General features: G+C 44.1%; 12 protein-coding genes and 2 pseudogenes. 5 read left to right on the forward strand and 9 right to left on the reverse strand.

Going from position 1 to position 20,799, the window contains the following annotated elements; translation table 11 throughout:
• The first annotated feature begins 98 nt into the window (after window positions 1-98).
• From D7V32_RS07215 to D7V32_RS07225, 3 genes and pseudogenes are all read left to right on the forward strand, one after another.
• Window positions 99-716 carry a TetR/AcrR family transcriptional regulator gene (locus D7V32_RS07215; RefSeq protein ID WP_120402213.1) on the forward strand — a complete coding sequence of 206 codons (618 nt, stop codon included), beginning with the start codon at window positions 99-101 and terminating at the stop codon, window positions 714-716.
• 142 nt (window positions 717-858) lie between these two features.
• Window positions 859-3,543: a phosphoenolpyruvate carboxylase gene (gene ppc / locus D7V32_RS07220; RefSeq protein ID WP_120402214.1), complete on the forward strand. Its 2,685-nt coding sequence runs from the start codon at window positions 859-861 to the stop codon at window positions 3,541-3,543.
• 298 nt (window positions 3,544-3,841) lie between these two features.
• Window positions 3,842-5,133: pseudogene (locus D7V32_RS07225) on the forward strand (solute carrier family 23 protein).
• 76 nt (window positions 5,134-5,209) lie between these two features.
• Here D7V32_RS07225 and D7V32_RS07230 read toward each other — a convergent pair.
• From D7V32_RS07230 to D7V32_RS07255, 6 genes and pseudogenes are all read right to left on the reverse strand, one after another.
• On the reverse strand, window positions 5,210-6,892 hold the full coding sequence (locus tag D7V32_RS07230; protein WP_120402215.1) for a sensor domain-containing protein: 1,683 nt from the start codon (window positions 6,890-6,892) through the stop codon (window positions 5,210-5,212).
• A 161-nt stretch (window positions 6,893-7,053) separates the two neighbouring features.
• A complete protein-coding gene (locus D7V32_RS07235; RefSeq protein WP_120402216.1) occupies window positions 7,054-7,341 on the reverse strand; it encodes a chorismate mutase in 288 nt (95 codons plus the stop codon).
• Window positions 7,322-8,644, reverse strand: a complete 1,323-nt coding sequence (locus D7V32_RS07240) for a hypothetical protein (RefSeq protein WP_120402217.1) — start codon at window positions 8,642-8,644, stop codon at window positions 7,322-7,324. Before D7V32_RS07240 ends, D7V32_RS07235 begins: the two co-directional genes overlap by 20 nt.
• A 282-nt stretch (window positions 8,645-8,926) precedes the next feature.
• The gene (gene ilvD, locus D7V32_RS07245; RefSeq protein WP_120402218.1) at window positions 8,927-10,756 is read right to left on the reverse strand and encodes a dihydroxy-acid dehydratase; all 1,830 of its coding nucleotides are present in this window, start codon (window positions 10,754-10,756) and stop codon (window positions 8,927-8,929) included.
• Window positions 10,757-11,119: 363 nt separating this feature from the next.
• Window positions 11,120-11,917 (reverse strand): trimeric autotransporter adhesin/peptidogylcan-associated protein TpgA, encoded by a 798-nt coding sequence (gene tpgA, locus D7V32_RS07250; protein ID WP_120402219.1) that lies wholly within the window; start codon window positions 11,915-11,917, stop codon window positions 11,120-11,122.
• 57 nt (window positions 11,918-11,974) lie between these two features.
• Window positions 11,975-15,112, reverse strand: a pseudogene (locus tag D7V32_RS07255) (ESPR-type extended signal peptide-containing protein); the annotation flags it as partial.
• A gap of 769 nt (window positions 15,113-15,881) precedes the next feature.
• On the opposite strand from D7V32_RS07255, the gene fmt reads away from it, so the two are divergent.
• Complete coding sequence (fmt, locus tag D7V32_RS07260) at window positions 15,882-16,844, forward strand: methionyl-tRNA formyltransferase (RefSeq protein WP_120402221.1); 963 nt, start codon at window positions 15,882-15,884, stop codon at window positions 16,842-16,844.
• On the forward strand, window positions 16,841-18,148 hold the full coding sequence (rsmB, locus tag D7V32_RS07265) for a 16S rRNA (cytosine(967)-C(5))-methyltransferase RsmB (RefSeq protein WP_120402222.1): 1,308 nt from the start codon (window positions 16,841-16,843) through the stop codon (window positions 18,146-18,148). The genes fmt and rsmB overlap by 4 nt, the downstream gene beginning before the upstream one ends.
• Before the next feature lie 68 nt (window positions 18,149-18,216).
• On the opposite strand, the gene D7V32_RS07270 is transcribed toward rsmB, so the two are convergent.
• The 3 genes from D7V32_RS07270 to D7V32_RS07280 all read right to left on the reverse strand — a co-directional run bounded on the left by D7V32_RS07270 (window position 18,217) and on the right by D7V32_RS07280 (window position 20,330).
• On the reverse strand, window positions 18,217-18,417 hold the full coding sequence (locus D7V32_RS07270) for a hypothetical protein (RefSeq protein WP_120402223.1): 201 nt from the start codon (window positions 18,415-18,417) through the stop codon (window positions 18,217-18,219).
• Window positions 18,418-18,733: 316 nt separating this feature from the next.
• Window positions 18,734-18,844, reverse strand: a complete 111-nt coding sequence (locus D7V32_RS07275; RefSeq protein WP_120402224.1) for a methionine/alanine import family NSS transporter small subunit — start codon at window positions 18,842-18,844, stop codon at window positions 18,734-18,736.
• Window position 18,845: 1 nt separating this feature from the next.
• A complete protein-coding gene (locus tag D7V32_RS07280; protein WP_120402225.1) occupies window positions 18,846-20,330 on the reverse strand; it encodes a sodium-dependent transporter in 1,485 nt (494 codons plus the stop codon).
• Window positions 20,331-20,799 lie beyond the last annotated feature (469 nt).

The following is a 20,799-nucleotide window of genomic DNA, read 5'->3' on the forward strand; positions in this document are numbered from 1 at the left end:
GCTGATTATTTTTTAATTAATAGACTACTGGGTACATTAATTATTTGATTCAGTATAAATCAATGACCTCAGTGACATATTTGGATTTTTTTTAGCAAATGAAAGCCGGCCGACCAAAAGATTTAGAAAAACGAAAACGTATTTTGGAGGCTGCCAAAAGCTTATTTTTAGAATGCGGCTATGAAGGCAGCACCATGAATTCGATTGCCCAAAAAGCTGATGTCACAAAACTGACCGTATACAACCATTTTCAGGATAAAGCGACACTGTTTACCGCGGCTATTGAAGACACTTGTGATCATTTAATTAATGCCAGCCCGATCTGCTTAACACCAGACAGCAACTTTAAACAGGCGCTGCAGCACACTTGCCGCTTATCTTTAGATTTAGCCAATTTGCCTGAAGCAATGAAACTCGACGCTTTGCTGATTAAACTGGCCTCTCAGCATAGCCCGCTGACGCTGCAGTTTTACAATGCGTCACATGGCAAACTGCATGCGCTCTGGGAAAATTTCTTTGAGCAGGCCATGTCTTTACAGTTCATTCGCCGTGACCAGCCGCGCAATCCCACCCTGCTGATTGTGTCCTTATTGATGGGATTGCGTCATCATGAGGTGCTGATGGGGCTGCGCTGCGTGCCTGATCAAAGTGAACGTTTGGCTATTATTGAAGACAGCATTGATTTATTTATGTACCGCTATGGCAGTAAAACCTGAAAATGCAGCTTATTGATCTGCGCACTGGCATAAGCCTTGCTATTTTTTAGGCAGCCTGAATCCGACTTTTGTCTGTAATACACTTGCACCCTGTCAGATTCGGGCTATAGTCAAAATAAGGACCTGCGGAGAAAACTAAAAAATGATTCAACAAATTGATGCTCCATTACGTGAAGATGTACGCTTGCTGGGCAACCTGTTAGGTGAAACCCTCAAGCAGCATGCCGGACAAGATTTGTTTAATCAGGTCGAACAGATTCGCGCATTGGCCAAAGGCGCCCGCGATGGACAGGCAGAAGCAGAAAAAGAACTGGAAAAACTGTTTCTCAGCTTAGAAGATCATGAGATCCTGCCGCTGACCCGCGCCTTTACCCATTTTTTAAACTTTGCCAATATTGCAGAGCAGTACCATGTGGTGCGCAGCCGCAGACAAAGTGAATTTGATGAACACGTGCCATCGCCAAATCCGCTGGATCACTTATTTCAAAAATTCAAAGACCGCGAAATTTCATCTGAGCGGCTTTATCAGCAAATTTGCGAACTGAAAATTGAACTTGTGCTGACGGCACATCCGACCGAAGTCAGCCGCCGCACCCTGATTCAAAAATATGACGGCATCAATGACTGCCTGTCTCAATTTGACCAGCAGAAACTGACCCCGCGTGAACGCCAAGCGGTGCTGGAAGACCTCAAGCAGCTGGTCTGTTCTGCATGGCAGACCGATGAAATCCGTCAGCACCGCCCGACCCCTGTCGATGAAGCAAAATGGGGCTTTACAACTATTGAGCAGACCCTATGGAATGCTGTGCCTAAATTCATGCGTGAATTGAATGATATGGTGCAGACCCATTGCAGTCAGGCGCTGCCGCTGAATGTCGCGCCCGTACGTTTTGCCTCGTGGATGGGCGGTGACCGTGACGGCAACCCGAATGTGACACACAGCATAACGCAAGAGGTGCTTTGGCTGTCCCGCTGGAAAGCAGCTGACTTATATGTTCGGGATATTGAAGACTTACGCTGGGAACTGTCTATAGAACAATGCAGCCCAGAGCTGCAGGCAGCGCTCGGACAGAATCACCCTGAGCCATACCGTGAATACTTGCGTGATACACGCCAGCGCCTGAAAGCAACCCGTTACTGGCTGTCAGAAAAATTGCGCGGCGCCGATGCCGATGACAGTCATGTGATTAAGAGCAAAGATGAACTGCTGCAGCCGCTGCTGCTGTGCTACCGCTCACTGATTGAATGCAACCTGCCTGAAATTGCCAATGGCAAACTGCTTGATTTTATTCACCGGGTCAACTGTTTTGGCATTGAATTGCTCAAGCTGGATATCCGCCAAGAATCTGGACGTCACCGCCAAGCCATTTCTGCCATTACTGAATATTTGGGCTTAGGCAATTTTGAAACGTGGACCGAACAGGCGCGTCAAAACTTCTTATTGCAAGAATTGCAAAGCAAGCGTCCGCTGCTGCCAAAGTATTTAAATGAACCGAAACAAAGTCTGATTGAGCATCCAGATGTGCAGGAAGTCTTCGCTACAATGCGCACATTGGCGCAGCAGCCGTCAGAAAGCTTAGGCGCTTATATTATTTCTATGGCTGAATACCCAAGCGATGTTTTAGCCGTACTGCTGCTGCAAAAAGAAGCCGGCATTAAACAAGCGCTGCGTGTTGTGCCTTTATTTGAGACGCTGAAAGATTTAGACGGCGCATCCAGCACCATGAATACACTGTTCAGCATGCACTGGTATAAACAGCATATTCAGGGCAAGCATGAAGTCATGATCGGCTACTCAGACTCAGCCAAAGATGCAGGCTTTATGTCAGCCAACTGGGCGCAGTACCGCGCACAGGAAGAGCTCACTGAAATTGCAAAAAACCATGGTGTACAGCTGACCTTATTCCACGGCCGCGGCGGATCAATCAGCCGCGGCGGCGCACCGACACAGCAAGCGCTGTTTTCACAGCCGCCGGGCTCCATTTCAGGCGCGATCCGTGTCACCGAACAAGGTGAAATGATCCGCTTTAAATTTGGTTTAGAAGGTATTGCGCTGCAAAATCTTGAGATTTATACCGCGGCAACTTTAGAAGCAACGCTGCTGCCGCCGCCAGAGCCGAAACAAGAATGGCGGGCGCTGATGCATAAAATGACGGATCTGTCCGTACAGGTTTACCGTCAGACCGTGCGTGAAAATCCGCACTTTGTAAAATACCTGCGCACAGTCACTCCTGAGCTGGAGCTGCAAATGCTGCCATTGGGCTCTCGCCCTGCTAAACGCAAAGTCAGCGGCGGAATTGAATCCCTGCGCGCTATTCCATGGGTATTTGCATGGACACAAATCCGCTTAATGCTGCCAGCTTGGCTTGGCACAGGCGCAGCAATTAACCAAGTTTTAGATCAAGGGCAAAAAGCCGTACTGGAAGACATGCTGCAAGAGTGGCCATATTTCCAAACCTTGATTGATATGCTGGAAATGGTGCTGTCTAAATCGGATGGACATGTTGCGCTGTATTACGAGTCACACTTAACCCAAGACGAAGACTTAAAAGCGCTCGGAGAAGAGCTGCGCCAGCGTTTAAAAGATGCAGTACAAACACTGCTGGCTTTAAAAGGCGAATCTAAACTGCTGAGCAGCAATGATGTGCTGGATCAATCGATGAAAGTCCGCAAGCCCTATCTGCTTCCGCTGCACCTGCTGCAAGCTGAACTTATGAAACGGCGCCGCGCATATTTAGCCGAACGCCAAGCGGAACATACACCTGTTGATCATGCATTGATGGTCAGTATTGCCGGTATTGCTGCTGGTCTGCGCAACACGGGTTAAAGCATTTAGGCTCACCATGAAAAGCACATCTTAGGATGTGCTTTTTTATTGACCATCCATTCTAAAAAACTGTAATTTATTTATATATAAAATAAGTTTTATTTATGAATTTTGTAAACTTGGTACAGGCTATTAATAACTGATTTCCCGTTATTTTTAAAATTAAAAATTTTTACCGTGCGGTAAAAAAACCTATAAAGTCATAAAATTAAGTTTAATCTTTTTTTTGCTTTGGCGATTAAATCTTCCAAAAAAGAGGCGTATGATGTGCAAAATTTAACTTCATGGTGCACAAAATATGTCCAATTGGTTTCCCAAATGGCGTCCTTTTACGGGCGATATCGATGCACGCCCAGTCGGTACTACAGAATATTTGCCGCCCGCACAAAGCGCGGTGCTTGGCATTCAGCATGCATTTGCTATGTTTGGCGCAACCGTTTTGGCGCCGTTATTAATGGGTTTTGACCCCAATCTGGCCATTTTAATGTCAGGTATTTGCACCCTGCTGTTCTTTATGATCACAGGCGGATGCGTACCGAGCTATTTAGGTTCAAGCTTTGCATTTATCGGTGTAGTTATCGCAGCGACAGGTTATGCAGGCTCAGGCTTAAACGGCAATATTGCGGTGGCAGCCGGCGGTATTATTGCCTGCGGCGTGTTATATGCACTGTGCGGCCTATTGGTGATGGCAACCGGTACCCGCTGGATTGAAAAATTAATGCCCCCTGTCGTCACAGGTTCTGTGGTGATGATTATTGGCCTTCACCTTGCTCCTGTTACAGTGAAAAGCGTAGCTGGCAACCCATTCAATATGTGGATGGCGCTGGTGACGGTCATGTGCATGGGCTCAATTGCGGTCTTTACCAAAGGCATGCTGCAGCGTTTGCTGCTGCTTGTTGGCCTTATACTTTCTACATTATGTATTTCGTTGTGGCCAATATCATGGGCTATGGCACAGCCATTAATTTTGCGCCAATTTCTCAAGCAGCTTGGTTTGGCTTGCCAACTTTTCATGGGCCTGAATTCAGCATGAATGCAATGCTGATTATTGCTCCTGTTGCACTGATTTTAGTTGCAGAAAACTTAGGGCATATTAAAGCAGTGTCTGCAATGACTGGTGAAAATCTTGATCCGCACATTGGCAAAGCCTTTGTTGCTGACGGTGTTGCAACCTCATTAGCGGGCAGCGTAGGCGCGCCGGGCATGACAACTTATGGTGAAAATATTGGTGTCATGGCAGTCACCCGTGTTTATTCCACCATTGTTTTTGCCATTGCTGGCATATTTGCAATTTTCTTAGGCCTTTCACCCAAATTCGGCGCAATCATTCAAACGATTCCAGCAGCCATCTTAGCAGGTGCATCTATTGTGGTCTTCGGTTTGATTACTATTGCCGGCGCAAAAATTTGGATTGAAAACCAAGTTGATTTTTCGAAAAACAAAAATCTGATGATTGCTGCTGTTACCCTGATTTTGGGGACTGGCGACTTCGCATTGCAATTCGGCAGCTTTAATCTGGGCGGTATTGGCACTGCAACTTTTGCCGCGCTGATTCTGAATTGGTTCTTCAGTTTAGCCGATAAATCATAATGCTTGCCTGATATAAAAAAGCAGCCTTCTGGCTGCTTTTTTACTGCTGTTCCGCCTGTTTTAAAAATAGTGAAAATTACACAGTGAGCTGCGGACGGCCAAAATAATATCCTTGAAATGCTGTGCAGCCGCTGTCTTTCAACAGCTGAAACTGTTCTTCTGTTTCAACCCCTTCAGCAACAACATCCAACTCGAGGATTAAAGCGAGATTTAAAATCGTTTGCACGATGGCAAAATCACGCTTATTTTCCACAATATTTTCAACAAAAGAACGGTCTATTTTCAGCTGGCTTAAAGGCAATATTTTCAAATAATTTAAGGATGAATATCCAGTCCCGAAATCATCCATCGAAAATTTTAAACCGCGCTGAATCAGCTTATTCATTTTAGCAATAGAGCCGTGCATATCTGCATAAAACATGCTTTCAGTCAGTTCTAAACGCAGCAAGCTTGGGTTGACTTCAAAAGTATTAATCAGACGAATAATCAGCTCATCAAAATCTGGCTTATTAAATTGCTCAATACTGATGTTGACGGAAATACTGAGCTGCGCATATTCAGGCAGCTTGCTCCATTCATACAGCTGCTGGCAAGCCATAGTCAGCACTTTTTTACCCAGCTCATGAATCATGCCCGATTTCTCGACATCATTGATAAAAGCAGATGGCATGACCAACCCTTTTTCAGGGTGAAGCCACCGTACCAGTGCCTCATAGCCAATGGTTTGTTCCTCAGCATTCACTATTTTCTGATAATGCAGTAAAAACTCATCATCTTGCAGCGCACGGCGCAAATCCGTCATTAATGCAGCTTTGGCTAAAATGCGCTGCTCCATTGCAGGATCAAAGACACAGACACAATTCTTCCCATTGCCCTTGGCCTGATACAGCGCCATGTCCGCATATTTCAGCAGCTCTTTTTCAGGTAAATCTGAGTTTTTAAAGACAAAAATACCGCTGCTGGCGCCGGTATGAATCTGCTGCTTATTTAAATAGAACGGCTTATTCAACGTTGCAGTAATTTTATTGGCAACTTTCAAAACTGTTTGCTTAGCTAATTCCAAATCCGCATTTAAGTCAGACAAAATGACTAAAAATTCATCTCCGCCTAGACGTATAATTGAATTTGGCTGAGGCACACAAGAACGCAGGCACAGCGCGACGATCCGAAGCAGCCGGTCACCCTGTTCATGACCCAATGTGTCATTAATATTTTTGAAATTGTCCAAGTCCAGCATGATCATCGCGCTGTGCGTATCATTTTCACGGCTTTTGGCCAGCACATGACGGATGCGGTCCTGCATATAACGGCGGTTTGGCAGCCCAGTCAGCTCATCATGCAGCGCCATATATCGGGCATGATCCTCTGAGTTTTTCAGTTGACTGATGTCTGTACGGATAGAAAAATACTGCCGCAATACGCCTTGCTCATCTTTCAGCGGGACAATAGTGGTATCGACCCAATACAGCTCTCCCTCTTTATTGCGATTGCAAATTTCGCCCTGCCAAATTTCGCCCTGTGCAATGGTTTTCCACATTTGCTTAAAAAAATGCTTGGGATGGCAGCCTGAGTTAATAATCTGATGCGTAGAGCCAATCAATTCTTTAGCTGAATATTTTGAAATATCACAGAATTTTTTATTGACGTGCGTAATGACGCCGCGAGCGTCTGTCACTGCAACGATAGAATGCGCATCAATTGCAATTTTATAATTTTCAAGATCTTGAGATATTTTACTGAACTGTAACTGAGTATCCATAAAGAGCTGTAGGCGGCTTTAAGCGTTTGGCAGAAATTACTCTATTATTTCATTTTTTTGCAGAAATTAAATTGAAAGATAATATTTTTTTCTTTTTTTCTCAAAATACCGATAGCAGGCAGTTTGGCGTCTGCCCGCACCTGCAATGGCAGCAAATCCGTTTATGGACGGATTTCCTTTAATTCACGCTGAATAAAATGATGCATCATTTCACGGTAAATGCTTTCCACTAAATTAGGGTCTACACCATGCGCCTGCGCAGATTCGCGGACTTTTCTCACCACATCTTCCGCCCGTTCCGGCGACTGCACATCCTGTACGGTCCGCTTAAAACGTACTGCCTGATCGACATAAAACTGGCGGGCAGAAATCAGTTCAATTAAAGATGCATCTATTTGGTCAATTTGGGTACGGGCCTGTTCTAGACTTTCAACCTTTTCTTTCTTCATTATTTCTTAACTCATTCTCAGCAGCGCTTTCTACTTTATACTTCTCTTCTAACACATTACTGAAAATACTTTCAATCATCCATACGCGGTATAAGCTATTAAAAACATAACTCTGCCCATCTAGACGCAGCTCAAGAACAGGTAAATTCGGCTGTGATTTCATTTCACAATGCATATCATTTTCTGCCAAGTAGGCCTGAATATCCTGCTGACTGAGCTCGCTAAGCCCCAACTCCTGCTGCATCGCCTGAAAATGCGCTTTATAAGATAAGTCCAAACCTTTGGTCCAAACCGCCTGCATAATTTTATACAGCGCATCAATCCGCTGCTCTTCCGGCACACTGCAATACAGCAGCGCCATATTTTGCGCAGCCTGCGCATCAGGCCGGCAAAATGGCGTAAATGCAACACCTGTACGCTTTGACAAACGGGTTGCTAAACCCCAGTCAAAATCATCTCTGCTGCGGTAACTCAGCGGGTATAAATTAAGTGAAATATTATAATAATCGGCCAGCTCTTCTTTGATATAGGCCAGCAGCAGCCACGAGATCGGATCTTCCAGCGCAATATATAAATCCAGCTCGGGATCCATGGCCTGAATTTCATTCAGCTCTTCTGCATCACTGATCAGATGCTCGCGCCATTCAATATGATTAATCATAAAAATAGGATTGCCCGTCAGCAATTTTTGCTGCTTTAAACGGCGGGTTAGGCGCAGCAAATCATCTACACCGTGATATTGACGTTCGCCAAATTCAAAATAACTGGCCAATACCGGCGTATCACGAAATATTCTTTCTGGAAAATGCTGCAGCCGATGATGGCGGCTGGCCATAGCATACAAGGTGCGCAGTTTGCCGTACTGCTGCTGCCAAAGCATATTAAATACATCTTCCAGCAGATATAAAAAGTCCTGACCGCGCAGCGGCGTATTTTTTAAAATGACCTCAGCCTGCTGCAGCGCCTCTGCAGTTGGCTGTTCTGGCGATTCATGAAAACTGAAACGGTGCTGTTTCGCTAAAATTTGCGCATCATTTAAGCAGTATTGTTTCCATTCTGCTTCAGACATATGATTTGGCGCTTCAGCCGCAGTATTTGAAATAATCACCTTCAGCGGTTTCAGCTCATCACTGAGGATTTCTTCTAATTGCGGCAGCTGCTGCGCAGTCAAATAACTGTAAACATCATCCAAGCGCAAATAGACACTTAAGCCCTGCTCTGTAGGCAATACAGCCTGGCGTGACGGCTTATCGTAAAACCACCTCGATCGGATAGGATCAAACCAGCGGCGTAACAGTGACATGAGCTTAGGCCTCAATTAACAAAGCAGTACAGCGCATGGCGCCGCAACGTTTTATTTCCCATCGTTGGGATGAAATAAAATAGATATAAACCTTGAGCAAAACTTATAACAATTCAAGACAAAATGTTCAATGCTCACTCACGCAATGCAGCAGCATATTCAGGCCAATATAATGGATTTAACGGTCAAAGATATATAGCAAATAAAATAAAGGCCAAATAATCTGCATAAAAAAGCACGCTTTAAAAGCGTGCTTTTTACAGCGCTAAAATCTAAATAAGATTAGATTTCACGGACTGCGCCTTTGGCTGCGCTTGTAGTATGCATTGCATAAGCTTTCAGCGCTTTAGATACTTTACGCGGGCGCTCCTTCGCAGGTTTCCAGCCTTTCGCTTCTTGCGCTTCACGGCGGGCAGCCATCACATCATCCGCAACAGCTAAATGAATCGTACGGTTTGGAATATCAATTTCAATACGGTCGCCATCTTCAACTAAACCAATCGCACCGCCCTCGGCAGCTTCGGGTGAAACGTGGCCGATAGACAGACCTGAAGAGCCGCCCGAGAAACGGCCGTCTGTCACAAGCGCACAGTCTTTACCTAAACCTTTCGATTTTAAGTAGCTGGTCGGATAAAGCATTTCCTGCATGCCCGGACCGCCTTGCGGACCTTCATAACGGATCACAACCACATCACCCGCGACAATTTCACCGCCTAAAATGGCCGTAACGGCATCATCTTGGCTTTCAAATACGCGCGCTGTACCGTTGAATTTCAGGATAGAATCATCCACACCTGCTGTTTTCACAATACAGCCATCCAATGCGATATTGCCGTACAACACCGCTAAACCGCCGTCTTTAGAGAAAGCATGCTCTGCATTACGGATCACACCGTTTTCACGGTCACCATCTAAACGTGAATAATAACGGTCTTGCGAGAATGCGGTCTGTGTCGGCACACCGCCCGGTGCAGATTTAAAGAAGTTATATACCTCTTCATCTTCTGTACGGATGATGTCCCATTTATCTAAAGCATCTTTCAATGTTTTTTCGTGAACTGTACCTACAGAGGTATCAAGCAGCCCTGCGCGGTCTAATTCACCTAAAATAGACATAATGCCGCCGGCACGGTGCACATCTTCCATATGCACATCTTGTTTCGCAGGCGCAACTTTACACAGTACCGGCACTTTACGAGATAAACGGTCAATATCATCCATAGTGAAATCAACTTCTGCTTCATAAGCAGCAGCCAATAAATGCAGAACGGTATTGGTCGAACCGCCCATTGCAATGTCTAAAGTCATGGCATTTTCATACGATGCTTTGGTTGCGATGTTACGCGGAAGCAAACTGTAATCATTTTGCTCATAATGGCGTTTGGTAATTTCTACGATTAACTGACCCGCTTTTTCAAATAGCTTTTTACGGTTTGCATGGGTTGCAAGCGTTGAACCATTGCCCGGAAGCGATAAGCCTAAAGCTTCCGTTAAGCAGTTCATGGAGTTTGCAGTGAACATCCCTGAACATGAACCGCAAGTTGGGCATGCAGAGCGCTCATAAGCAGCCACTTCTTCATCAGTGAAGCTGTCATCAGCCGCTACAACCATGGCATCGACAAGGTCAATCGCGTGTTCATTACCGCGGATTTTAACTTTACCCGCTTCCATTGGACCGCCAGATACAAAGACCACTGGAATATTCAAGCGCATAGATGCCATGAGCATTCCCGGTGTGATTTTGTCACAGTTCGAAATACACACCATCGCATCTGCGCAGTGTGCATTGACCATGTACTCGACGGAGTCTGCAATCAGGTCACGTGACGGCAATGAATACAGCATGCCGTCATGACCCATCGCAATCCCGTCATCCACTGCAATCGTGTTGAATTCTTTAGCCACACCGCCTGCTTGTTCAATTTGGCGCGCCACAAGCTGACCTAAGTCTTTCAGATGAACGTGACCCGGTACAAATTGGGTAAATGAGTTTACAACCGCAATAATAGGCTTGCCGAAGTCTTCATCTTTCATACCAGTTGCGCGCCATAAGCCGCGCGCACCCGCCATGTTTCTTCCGTGTGTCGATGTTTTTGAACGATAATCAGGCATGGTGTTATTCCAACAATGTTTGTGCTTGAGTGAATAATGCGTTCACTCTGGCTGGATCTTTATGATCGTGAGCATGAAATCAGTTTAATTTTAAACATATCATAAATTAAGCTGCAGTTATGCAAAGCAGCGGAAAATGCATATAACCGCGCAGATATGTCGATGAATGAGCTTCGATGCAGACACGATAAATTTCAATATTTAAGCTACTATAACGCTATCATGCAGGATTAAATACAAAACTTTCATGAATAATTTTTACAATTTGCATGAGTTTTATTTATATAATATGTACTCCAAACCCGCATAAAAAAAGCATTCCTCAGAATGCTTTTTTTAAGTCTTTCATTTCACGCAGCTGTTTTACCAGCTGATGGTCACTCGGCGGTTAGGTGACAGACACTGAATTTCTAAGGATCGCTTGAGCTGCGATTCACAGCTTCGATACGCATTTGTTACACCTTGCGCAGCAATATTAATCCGCTCTGGCGCAATGCCGTGACGGACTAATAAGTCGGCTACCGTTTTTGCGCGGTGTTCAGATAAGCGCTGGTTATAGCTGGCCGTGCCTTTTCTGTCGGTATAGCCAGCAATATTAATCCGCTGACTTCCAGCATTTAAATAACCCAGCAGTTCATTCAGCTGCATGGACTGCTGTTCAATGCCCGCTGCGTCACCGCGGTCAAAGGCAAATAACACATGCGCCTCATGCGCTTCTGGCACAGGAACAGCGGCAGGTACAATTGGCGTTTCATTATTTGCGCCATATTGCACTAAGCCCTGACAGGCTTCACCGCGCCATGAATAACGCTCTGCAATATAATCCTTGTCAAAGTCAATGCGCAGCTGGCAGCGGCGGTAAGTTTGTGTTTCCGGCACTCGGATATCGAGTACATAATTCCACTTACGCACTGCAAACAAGCCTTCACTGAATTGCGGATTCCCTAGAATCCTGCGGATTTGATCTTTGTTTAAGCCGTTTTCTAAACGCAGCACATCTTCATATTCATAACGGTGCACTTGCTTTAAATAGCTTTTATTGGGCTCTGGAAACTCAATATCGGCTGCGGCCTGCGTTAAGTTGATTTGTTCAGCAGCCCATACGCTGCTGCTGCCCAATAGCATCAGGGCGATTACTGCAATAGATTGTGTTGTATTCATTGTTATATCCACTCTATTTATTTTGAAAAGTATTCAAGCAATTTGCTTTATTTTCCATTAATCGATGACACCGCTGATGCCAATACGGATACTTGGATCACCCTGAGAGGCGGCAGCGACACCGCCTGTCAAAGACCAGCGGCCATTATCTGCTGTTCTGCGCAGTGTTGCGCCCACCGCATTTTCACCGCCGTGGTAGGCTGCGCCTACTGCATAGGTAAATTTGCCTGCAATATACGGCGCATTTTCTAAAGACATAGCTGCTGCAACACCCGCATTTGCCAACTTTTCCACATCATCAATACGGTTATTGGCAGTGCGGAAGCTCTGTTCCAGCTGGTCGCCCAATATATCAATACGGCTATTAATTTTCGTATCGGCCTGATTCAATGCGCCAAGCGCATCGCCCACATTATTGTAGCTGCTGGTCGTTGTGCCGTTGTTAATGACATAGGTCGGCGCACTATAAGTCTTGGTATTATCGTTATAAACTGCGCCGCCGCCCAGAAAGGTATTGAATGCATTATTGCTGGCATTCAATTGTGAACCGTTCACTGCATCTTTCGAGGTTGCTGAGATTGCTCCCGGAGCGACATTGGTCACTTTGTTATTGCCGGCATTAATGCCTGCATCCGTTACACTGACCACTTTATTCGGATCTGCATTTGCAATGGTTACGCCGCCATTGTTAACCGTGGTATTCCCGGCCTGAAATGCATTTGCCGTTACGTTTCCGCCCACAGTGACATTATTGCTGACATTCACATTATCAAAGCTGACATCTTTTGCTGTCGCTACTTGATAATTGGTTGAACCATCGAGGTTGGTTGACGGTGTGACCACAATATTTGCACCTTGCGTCACTGTCGTTTTCGCTTTGGTGGCTGCAGTATTCACATTAGAAATCGCATCGTGAATATTGTTTGCACCCGTATTGCCAATGTTATTGGTCGTAATTGTGCCGTCTGGGTTAACTACGGTATTGCCGCCAATACTGTTTTTAATGCTGTCGGCAATATTTTTGATTTGACCGCCATTGACGGCATCTTTAGAACCATTTGCAATTAAGCCATCCTGCACATTGGTGACTTTATTATTTCCGGCATTAATGCCTGCATCTGTCACACTTACCACTTTGTTCGGATCAGCATTTTGAATGGTTAAACCGCCATTGTTGACCGTAGTATTTCCCATGGTCACACTGCCCGCAGGGCTTAGGTCCAGATTATTATTTAAATTGACCGTAACATTTGAACCGTTATTGGTGATTTTGACATTGTTATCACTATTGGAAAAATCAACCCGCTGGTCTGGCACAACTTGTGTGGCAGTTCCACCATTGGTACTGAGTTTCCAGCCTTTGTTGGCGTTGTTCGCCGTATTGTTAATGGTTTTCAAAGCATCATGAATGTTGTCTTGGCCAGTATCACCCAAGTTGACAGTAGCAATCGAACCATCTGGATTGATAATGGTATTGCCGCCAATACTATTTTTGATACTGTTCGACACGTTATATAGCTGACTGCCGTTCACAGCATCTTGAGAGGTACTCGATACTGTTCCTGCTGCCAAATTGGTAATCTTCTTACCATTCATATTGATCCCGCCATTGTTCATGGTCGGACCGCCCGTGATAGATACGCTGTCTAACGCTTGCAGATTCTTCGCCAGTTTTACCGTAAGTTTGCCTGCACCGTCTGAAACAACACCGATGTTGCTGTCGCTCAGCAAAGCTGGATCTGTTAAGCCCCCTACAATTTTTGTGGTTTCACCCACTTTGCGGCTAAAATTATTTGCGGGCGCGCCTGTTGCAGCAACATCGCCTTCAAAGTTCAGGCTGGCATTGCTCACTGCCGTACCCAGCTGCGATACGTTTACCGCATCGGTAGGATTGGCGCCCGCCTTAACATTGGTCAATGTCGTTGGTGCAGTTATTGAACCGCCTGCACTTTTCACTGAAGTAATAATGCTGTTTGGCGCAATTTCTGTTGCTCCTGCAACCAAAGTGCCATCTTGATTAATATCTGCTGCTTTGTACCATTTTCCATTGGCAGCCTTTTTCACGGGCGTCCCGCCAGGCTGGGTATATACCACTGCCGCAGTATCATCAATATGAGCAACAACACCTTCAACAACGGCAACCAACTGACTGCCATTAATTGCATCGGTACTGGTTTTACTGATTATACCTGGCGCCACATTTTTAATTTGCCTCTCCTTGCCTGCACTGCCGACTGATATTTGACGGCCTGCATTATCAGGTGTTGCTGCAAATGAACCTGCAAAATTACGTTTTAATAATACAGAAGTTTGATTATCACCAAGATTGATCACTCCAATCGTGGCACCTGCTGGCGCATCTGCAGCTGTTGCTGTCGTACTGTACGCGCCTAATGCTACACCGCCTGTTTTACTGGCTGACGCATGAGCGCCTATAGCAATCGCTTCACGTGCATTATTACTAATTGAAGAAGTATCACCAATTGCAATTGCTGTTGCCGAGTTCGAACCTACCGTTACTGTATCTCCAATTGCAATTGCTTTAGCACTCGCTAAGCCATCATACAATAGACCTTGATCATCTAAATCTGCCAATGAGTCTATAGTATTGCCATTTAAAATTTTGATGCGATTACCAATCGCAATAGCAGACCCTGAAAGCACGGCATTGCTCACTCCTAGTGAATTACTATTGCGGCTCACCAAGCTGCCATTATAATGAGTCTCGCCAGATGTCAGCATTAAATCGGCAGCTACTCCCGATACAGAAGCCAACTGTAAAGTACTCAAATCAACCTTGAAACCGCCTCCATCACGACCGCCGATACTGATCGCACTGGTCGCGACTGCATTTGCATTACAGCCTATAGCGAGTGAATCTGCCCCAATGGCCTTAGCTGCATCTCGAGTACCTGACGCAGAAGGTACATTTAATTTGTTACATGCTGAAATTGCTGTAGCGCCAGAGCCAGTAGCTACACCGCCGCTAACCCCTTGCTCTGCATAAAGATTTGCCGAGAAACCTAATAGTAAAGCGACGGCGGCTTTGAGTTTCCATTCAAAAATTTGCGGTTTCGATTGTTGTTGAACTGCGCTTAGTTTTTGTGTTTTTACTGCAGAGGATTTAACTTTTCCTTTGGTCAATTCGGATACTGCTATCCATGTACAAAGGGCCTGACACCAAATAACTTTATAGATTTTATTCATGAGAGATACCTGTGTTTTTAGTTGTTATCTGCTGCATTTTTTTTAAATATCGTGCAGCAAACTGGCTGATTGCTCAAAAAACATAACTAAATACAACAGGGCTTCACACATAAAATATGTGAAATCAATTACAAAGAATATGAGAAGCATTTCACACTTATTGTGCTTATCGTGATTGTTTGCTAATTAAATCAATTGGCTGAAATGACAGCAAGGCTTGAACTTTATGCCATTAATCACATTATGATTTATTTCATTTACATTTAGAAGAATGAACTAAAATTTAAATAACCATCACCTTTTTCAACATTCAACGTTCCGCTTTAATCTTTTACGCCCCATCACTCTAATAAAAATGCCGCATGAGAAAAACCCAAAGGCTTACCAAGAGGCCTTTTAAATCAAATAAATATCTGCCCAATTTACACAAATCCGATAATAGAAAAATATTTTTGTTGAATAAAACACAACCTTCAGTATTACTTAGATTGAATGTCAGCACACCATTTTGCTGTTTTGCTGAAATTCATATTGAATCTAAATGAATCGACATATTGCTGTCATCTGCCGCATGCCCGCCGCCAGCAGCAAAATTAAAAATTATTTTCTCAAATGCAGATAAATATTCTTATGTATTTCGTCCTTCTTATTTTAGTTTTTTTTGATAAATTCAACAGCGCTGGAAAGTTAAAATTTTTTAACATCCCTTCTAAAGGCAGGTTTGATATAATCGACTTTTTTGCGGCTAGGCTTTTTTGTGAAGATCATTTTTGCGGGTACACCAGAATTTGCAGCAACAGCGCTCGCTGCACTCATTCCTACAGAACATGAAATTGTGGCTGTATATACACAGCCGGATCGCAAAGCAGGCCGCGGACAGAAACTGACAGCATCTGCAGTAAAGCAGCTTGCTCTAGCGCATCATATTCCGGTCTTTCAGCCGCTGCATTTCAAAGCCTCAACAGATGAAGGTCTCGCAGCTCAGGCTGAACTGGCAGCGTTAAATGCTGATGTTATGGTGGTTGCAGCCTATGGTTTAATCTTGCCGCAAGCCGTCCTCGATACCCCGAAATATGGCTGTCTGAATATCCATGGCTCATTGCTGCCGCGCTGGCGCGGCGCAGCTCCTATTCAGCGGGCAATCAGCACAGGCGATACAGAAACTGGCGTGACCATTATGAAAATGGCGGCAGGTTTAGACACGGGCGATATGATGTACAAAACCGTTTGCCCTATTGAAGCAGAGGACACCTCTGCCTCTTTACATGACAAATTAGCCATTCAGGGCGCAGAAGCAATTGTTCAAGTTCTAAGCTCAGAAGAAACCTTAAAGCATTATTTAGATACGCGTGAAGTGCAGGATGAATCGCAAACGGTTTATGCGCATAAGCTGTCGAAAGCTGAAGCAAAAATTGACTGGTCACAGGATGCTGTCAGCATTGACCGCAATATCCGCGCATTTAACCCATGGCCAGTGGCATTTATTCCATTAGATGAAACCAATAACTTACGTGTTTGGGGTTCAGCGCTGTCAAATGAAGATGCGTCAGGAAAACCTGCAGGCACCATTTTAAATATTGATAAACAAGGCGTACATGTCGCTTGCGGCGATGCAAAAGCCATTTGCCTGACGAGCCTTCAATGGCCAGGCGGCAAAGCCCTAAATCCAGTACAAATTAACCAAACTCAAAAATTAGCAGCAGGAAATATATTCGCATGAGCCAAATTCAATCGTCATCAAAAAATTTGAATTTGCGCGCGCAAGTTGTAAAAACACTATTGGCTGTACAAAATGGCCAATCTCTCGCTTCAGTACTAAATCAGCATATTAATATCGTATCCGAGCGTGACCGCGGCCTATACCATGAATTGACTTTAGGCTGCTTGCGTCAATGGCATGGCTTAAAAGCAATTACATTACCGCTTTTAACCAAACCTTTAGACAATGAAGCCTTAGAAAGCTGTTTATATTTAGGTTTGTATCAGCTGCTCTGCACCCGTATTCCTGCACATGCTGCAATTTCGGAAACAGTGACTGCTGCAAAACAGCTGGGCTTTGAGTCTATGAGCGGTTTGGTCAATGCTGTGCTTCGACGTGTTTCACGTGAAACAGAAGAATTCGGCTATGCGCTGGATCAGGCGCATGGCTTGCCAAGCTGGCTATTCAAACGCCTTAAAAAAGACTGGAAAGAGCTGCTTCCTGAAATTTCACATCATTTAAAACAGATTGCACCGCTGACTTTACGCGTCAACATCAATCAAGTCAGCCGTGATGAATATTTGGAAATTTTAGAAGAAGAAGGTTTTGAAGCCCGTCCTTGCAGTCTGTCAGATGTCGGCATTGTACTCGAGCAAAATGTGCATATTCCAAACCTGCCAGGCTATGAGGCTGGCGGCTTCTCTGTACAAGATGAACATGCGCAGCTGTGTGCATCATTAGTACCGAACTTGGAAGGTTTAACTGTTGTCGATGCATGCGCTGCACCCGGCGGAAAAACTGCGCACATTTTGGAAAAGTACAGCCCTAAAAAACTCTATGCCATTGACCAAGATGCCAAGCGTTTAGTCCGCGTCAATGAAAATCTCGAACGCCTGCTTTTAACCGAATATGCTGAAGTGGAAATACTAGCGGCTGATGCAACAGTTTGGACCGCGCCAGAGCTGGTGGATTGCATTGTATTAGATGCGCCATGTTCAGCCATTGGTGTCATGCGCCGCCATCCAGATATCCGCTTGCTCCGCCAATCGACAGATATCCCTAAAACAGTCGCTTTGCAAAAGCAGATTTTAGAAAATATGTGGCAGCAGCTGAAAGTCGGCGGTACGTTGCTTTACATTACCTGTTCAATTTTAAAAGCAGAAAATGAACAGCAGATGGTGGACTTCTTTGCTGCAACACCAAATGCCAAAGAAGTGAAAATTGATGCCGATTGGGGCATTGAGCAAATTCACGGCCGTCAGCTCTTGCCGCAAAATGGACAAGGTGACGGTTTCTACTACTGCCGAATTGAAAAAATAGCTTAAGATCAAAATTTAAGGACAAAAAAAGACGGCTGATTCGCCGTCTTTTTTATTGTCGAATCATCACCAAATCATTGCATTTTTATACCAAAATACAGTGACTTTTGTTCTTGAGGTAAAAGCGATGAAAATGTCGTTTTAACTTTAGAACCGTCGTCCTGCACCACTTCAGCGCTGCTGGTCATCGGCAGAACCGTGCCAGATTTCCATGAAATGGTATAAGCTGGGTACATATCATTCACAGCGACATCTGTCAGCTTTGAATCCCCCATATTAGTTACAGTAATACGTTAAACTAGACAATCTTTGCCGCTTATCGTTACATTATTAATTGAATAGCTAGCAGCTTCTACCGCAGCAGCATCCATAGCTGCACAACTTGTGCTGTTTAAACTGCGTTTTATGAATTTGCAACTGGTTGGCGCCTAAACTTTAATCAGTAAAGCCAGTTCAGCTTTTTCCAACAACAAAGAAAAGCTTTGATTGCTGATCATGATATCTGTGCTGTCTAACATATCTATAAAAATAAAAAAGCATCTGAAAATTTCAGATGCTTTTGAGTTCTACCAATCAATAATCAATGAAACTTTAATCCTCTTCCTCATCCGGATGCTTCACAAGGTGAATAGTAGCCAAGACCAATCCGCCCCAAAGCAGAACCATAGAAATAATCATCATCATCAATGCAGAGCTATTCATTTTAGTTCTCCCCAGATTCTTTATCTTTCATACAGCTCAGTCCAATAGCACCCAATACAAATACCGCTATTGTTGCACCGCCCACAATCCATAGAATATCAGCAGAATAGCCGCCATACCCTTCAGCAATAACCGATTTTACAGTCAGCAATAAAGCAACCAATAATGAAAGCGGGGTAATGACCGTCAATAAAAAGCTCCAACCCGCACCCAATTTAATACTTGAATACTGATTAATATGCTCTTTAAGCTGAGTCAACAATGGACGGCGGAACCATGACACCAAGATAATCGATAATAAACCGCCGCCAACAATACCAATATTGTTTGCAAAATAATCAATGATATCTACAAATGTAATTGCGCTATGAGTCGAGAAAATCAGCGTAGATACAACCGCTGAGCCGCCAGCAACAATCGTTACAGACTTTTTATGCGACCACGCTAACTTGTCTTGGAATGCTTGAATAGGCACCTGAAGAATACTGACCATTGAAGTAATACCAGCAACCGTTAACGATGCAAAAAACAAGAATCCAAATAAATCGCCGCCCGATCCCATGCTCGAAATAATTTTTGGAAATGCAATAAAGGCTAAACCAATACCGCCAGATACAACATCTTGCACACTAGCGCCTGCGCTATGCGCCATAAAACCAAGCGCAGCAAATACACCAATACCCGCTAAGATTTCAAATGAAGAGTTTGCCAATGCAACAACTACACCAGAACCCGTTAAATTGGTTTTCTTTTTCAAATATGAGGCATAGGTCAACATGATGCCGAAGCCCACTGACAATGAAAAGAAAATATGACCGAAGGCCGCTAGCCAAACTTTATAATTGGCCATAGCCCCCCAATTGGGTGTGAAGAATGCATTTAAGCCATCCGTTGCACCTGGCAAACGTACCGCTTGAATAACCAAAATAGTAAATAAAATAACCAACAGAGGCATGAAAATCTTATTCGCCAACTCTACACCGCGGCGCACACCGCCATAGAGGATAAACATGACCACAGCCCACACTACAACTAATCCAGCGAATAGTGTCGGTACAAAACCGAGTGTTAAACCTTCACCATTTTGTAAATAAGAAGAAAAGAAGAATGCCTGTGTATCTGCTCCCCACTGCTGTCCAACCGAATAGAACATATAGCTGCCAGCCCATGACAACACACTGGCATAATAAATACCAATGATTAACGTCACCATGACTTGCCACCAGCCTAATGATTCCGCATTCATCAGCTTCTTATACGCTGTTGGAGGCGCTTTACGGAACTTATGCCCTACAGCATAGTCCAAATACAGCAAAGGCAAACCAGCAGCAAAAATTGCAACCAAATAAGGTACCAAAAAGGCTCCGCCGCCATTTTCATAGGCCACATACGGAAAGCGCCAAATATTGCCTAAACCCACTGCAGAACCAATCGCCGCAATGATAAATCCTGATCGCGCAGACCAATTCTCACGATTATCTGACATAAAACACCTAAATCTTTAGACCCTTTTAAATGCCGCTTGTTATGGTTGTATCGCGAACATAAAAGATGATCAAAACTAATTCTTGTTGTTTGATTCAGATGCACACCTTTTGAGCACACATTGCTAAATTACAAACAGACTGACGAGCATGAACTCTTGGTTAAAGCCTCAAGACAAGACAGTCCTTATATGACCTTAACAATACCGACTTTTTCCAAGAAATTCTGTAGTTTCTGCATCAAACATTCTATTTTTATAATATGTTTTAACTGAATGATCATTAAATCAGCTTACTTTTTAATCAAAATATTTTATAAATACTATTCCTTTTTTTAATTTATTATTCAGACTATATCAATCATATCTAAAATACTATTTTACAATCTAAATAAAAAATATAAGTAAGCCAATTCCTCTGCAGCTCTATAGTTTTACTGATTCCGTTTTCTATTTTTCTATTTTTTCTCAT

The organism is Acinetobacter tianfuensis, assembly GCF_003611465.1.
Taxonomy (GTDB): domain Bacteria; phylum Pseudomonadota; class Gammaproteobacteria; order Pseudomonadales; family Moraxellaceae; genus Acinetobacter; species Acinetobacter tianfuensis.

Excerpts from the sequence above, each read along its gene's own strand:
- ilvD (WP_120402218.1), bottom strand. The coding sequence starts at position 10,756 with ATGCCTGATTATCGTTCAAAAACATCGACACACGGAAGAAACATGGCG.
- D7V32_RS07240 (WP_120402217.1), bottom strand. The coding sequence starts at position 8,644 with ATGTCACTGTTACGCCGCTGGTTTGATCCTATCCGATCGAGGTGGTTT.
- D7V32_RS07235 (WP_120402216.1), bottom strand. The coding sequence starts at position 7,341 with ATGAAGAAAGAAAAGGTTGAAAGTCTAGAACAGGCCCGTACCCAAATT.
- D7V32_RS07230 (WP_120402215.1), bottom strand. The coding sequence starts at position 6,892 with ATGGATACTCAGTTACAGTTCAGTAAAATATCTCAAGATCTTGAAAAT.
- D7V32_RS07280 (WP_120402225.1), bottom strand. The coding sequence starts at position 20,330 with ATGTCAGATAATCGTGAGAATTGGTCTGCGCGATCAGGATTTATCATT.
- tpgA (WP_120402219.1), bottom strand. The coding sequence starts at position 11,917 with ATGAATACAACACAATCTATTGCAGTAATCGCCCTGATGCTATTGGGC.
- rsmB (WP_120402222.1), top strand. The coding sequence starts at position 16,841 with ATGAGCCAAATTCAATCGTCATCAAAAAATTTGAATTTGCGCGCGCAA.
- D7V32_RS07270 (WP_120402223.1), bottom strand. The coding sequence starts at position 18,417 with ATGGGGGATTCAAAGCTGACAGATGTCGCTGTGAATGATATGTACCCA.
- D7V32_RS07215 (WP_120402213.1), top strand. The coding sequence starts at position 99 with ATGAAAGCCGGCCGACCAAAAGATTTAGAAAAACGAAAACGTATTTTG.
- D7V32_RS07275 (WP_120402224.1), bottom strand. The coding sequence starts at position 18,844 with ATGAATAGCTCTGCATTGATGATGATGATTATTTCTATGGTTCTGCTT.
- ppc (WP_120402214.1), top strand. The coding sequence starts at position 859 with ATGATTCAACAAATTGATGCTCCATTACGTGAAGATGTACGCTTGCTG.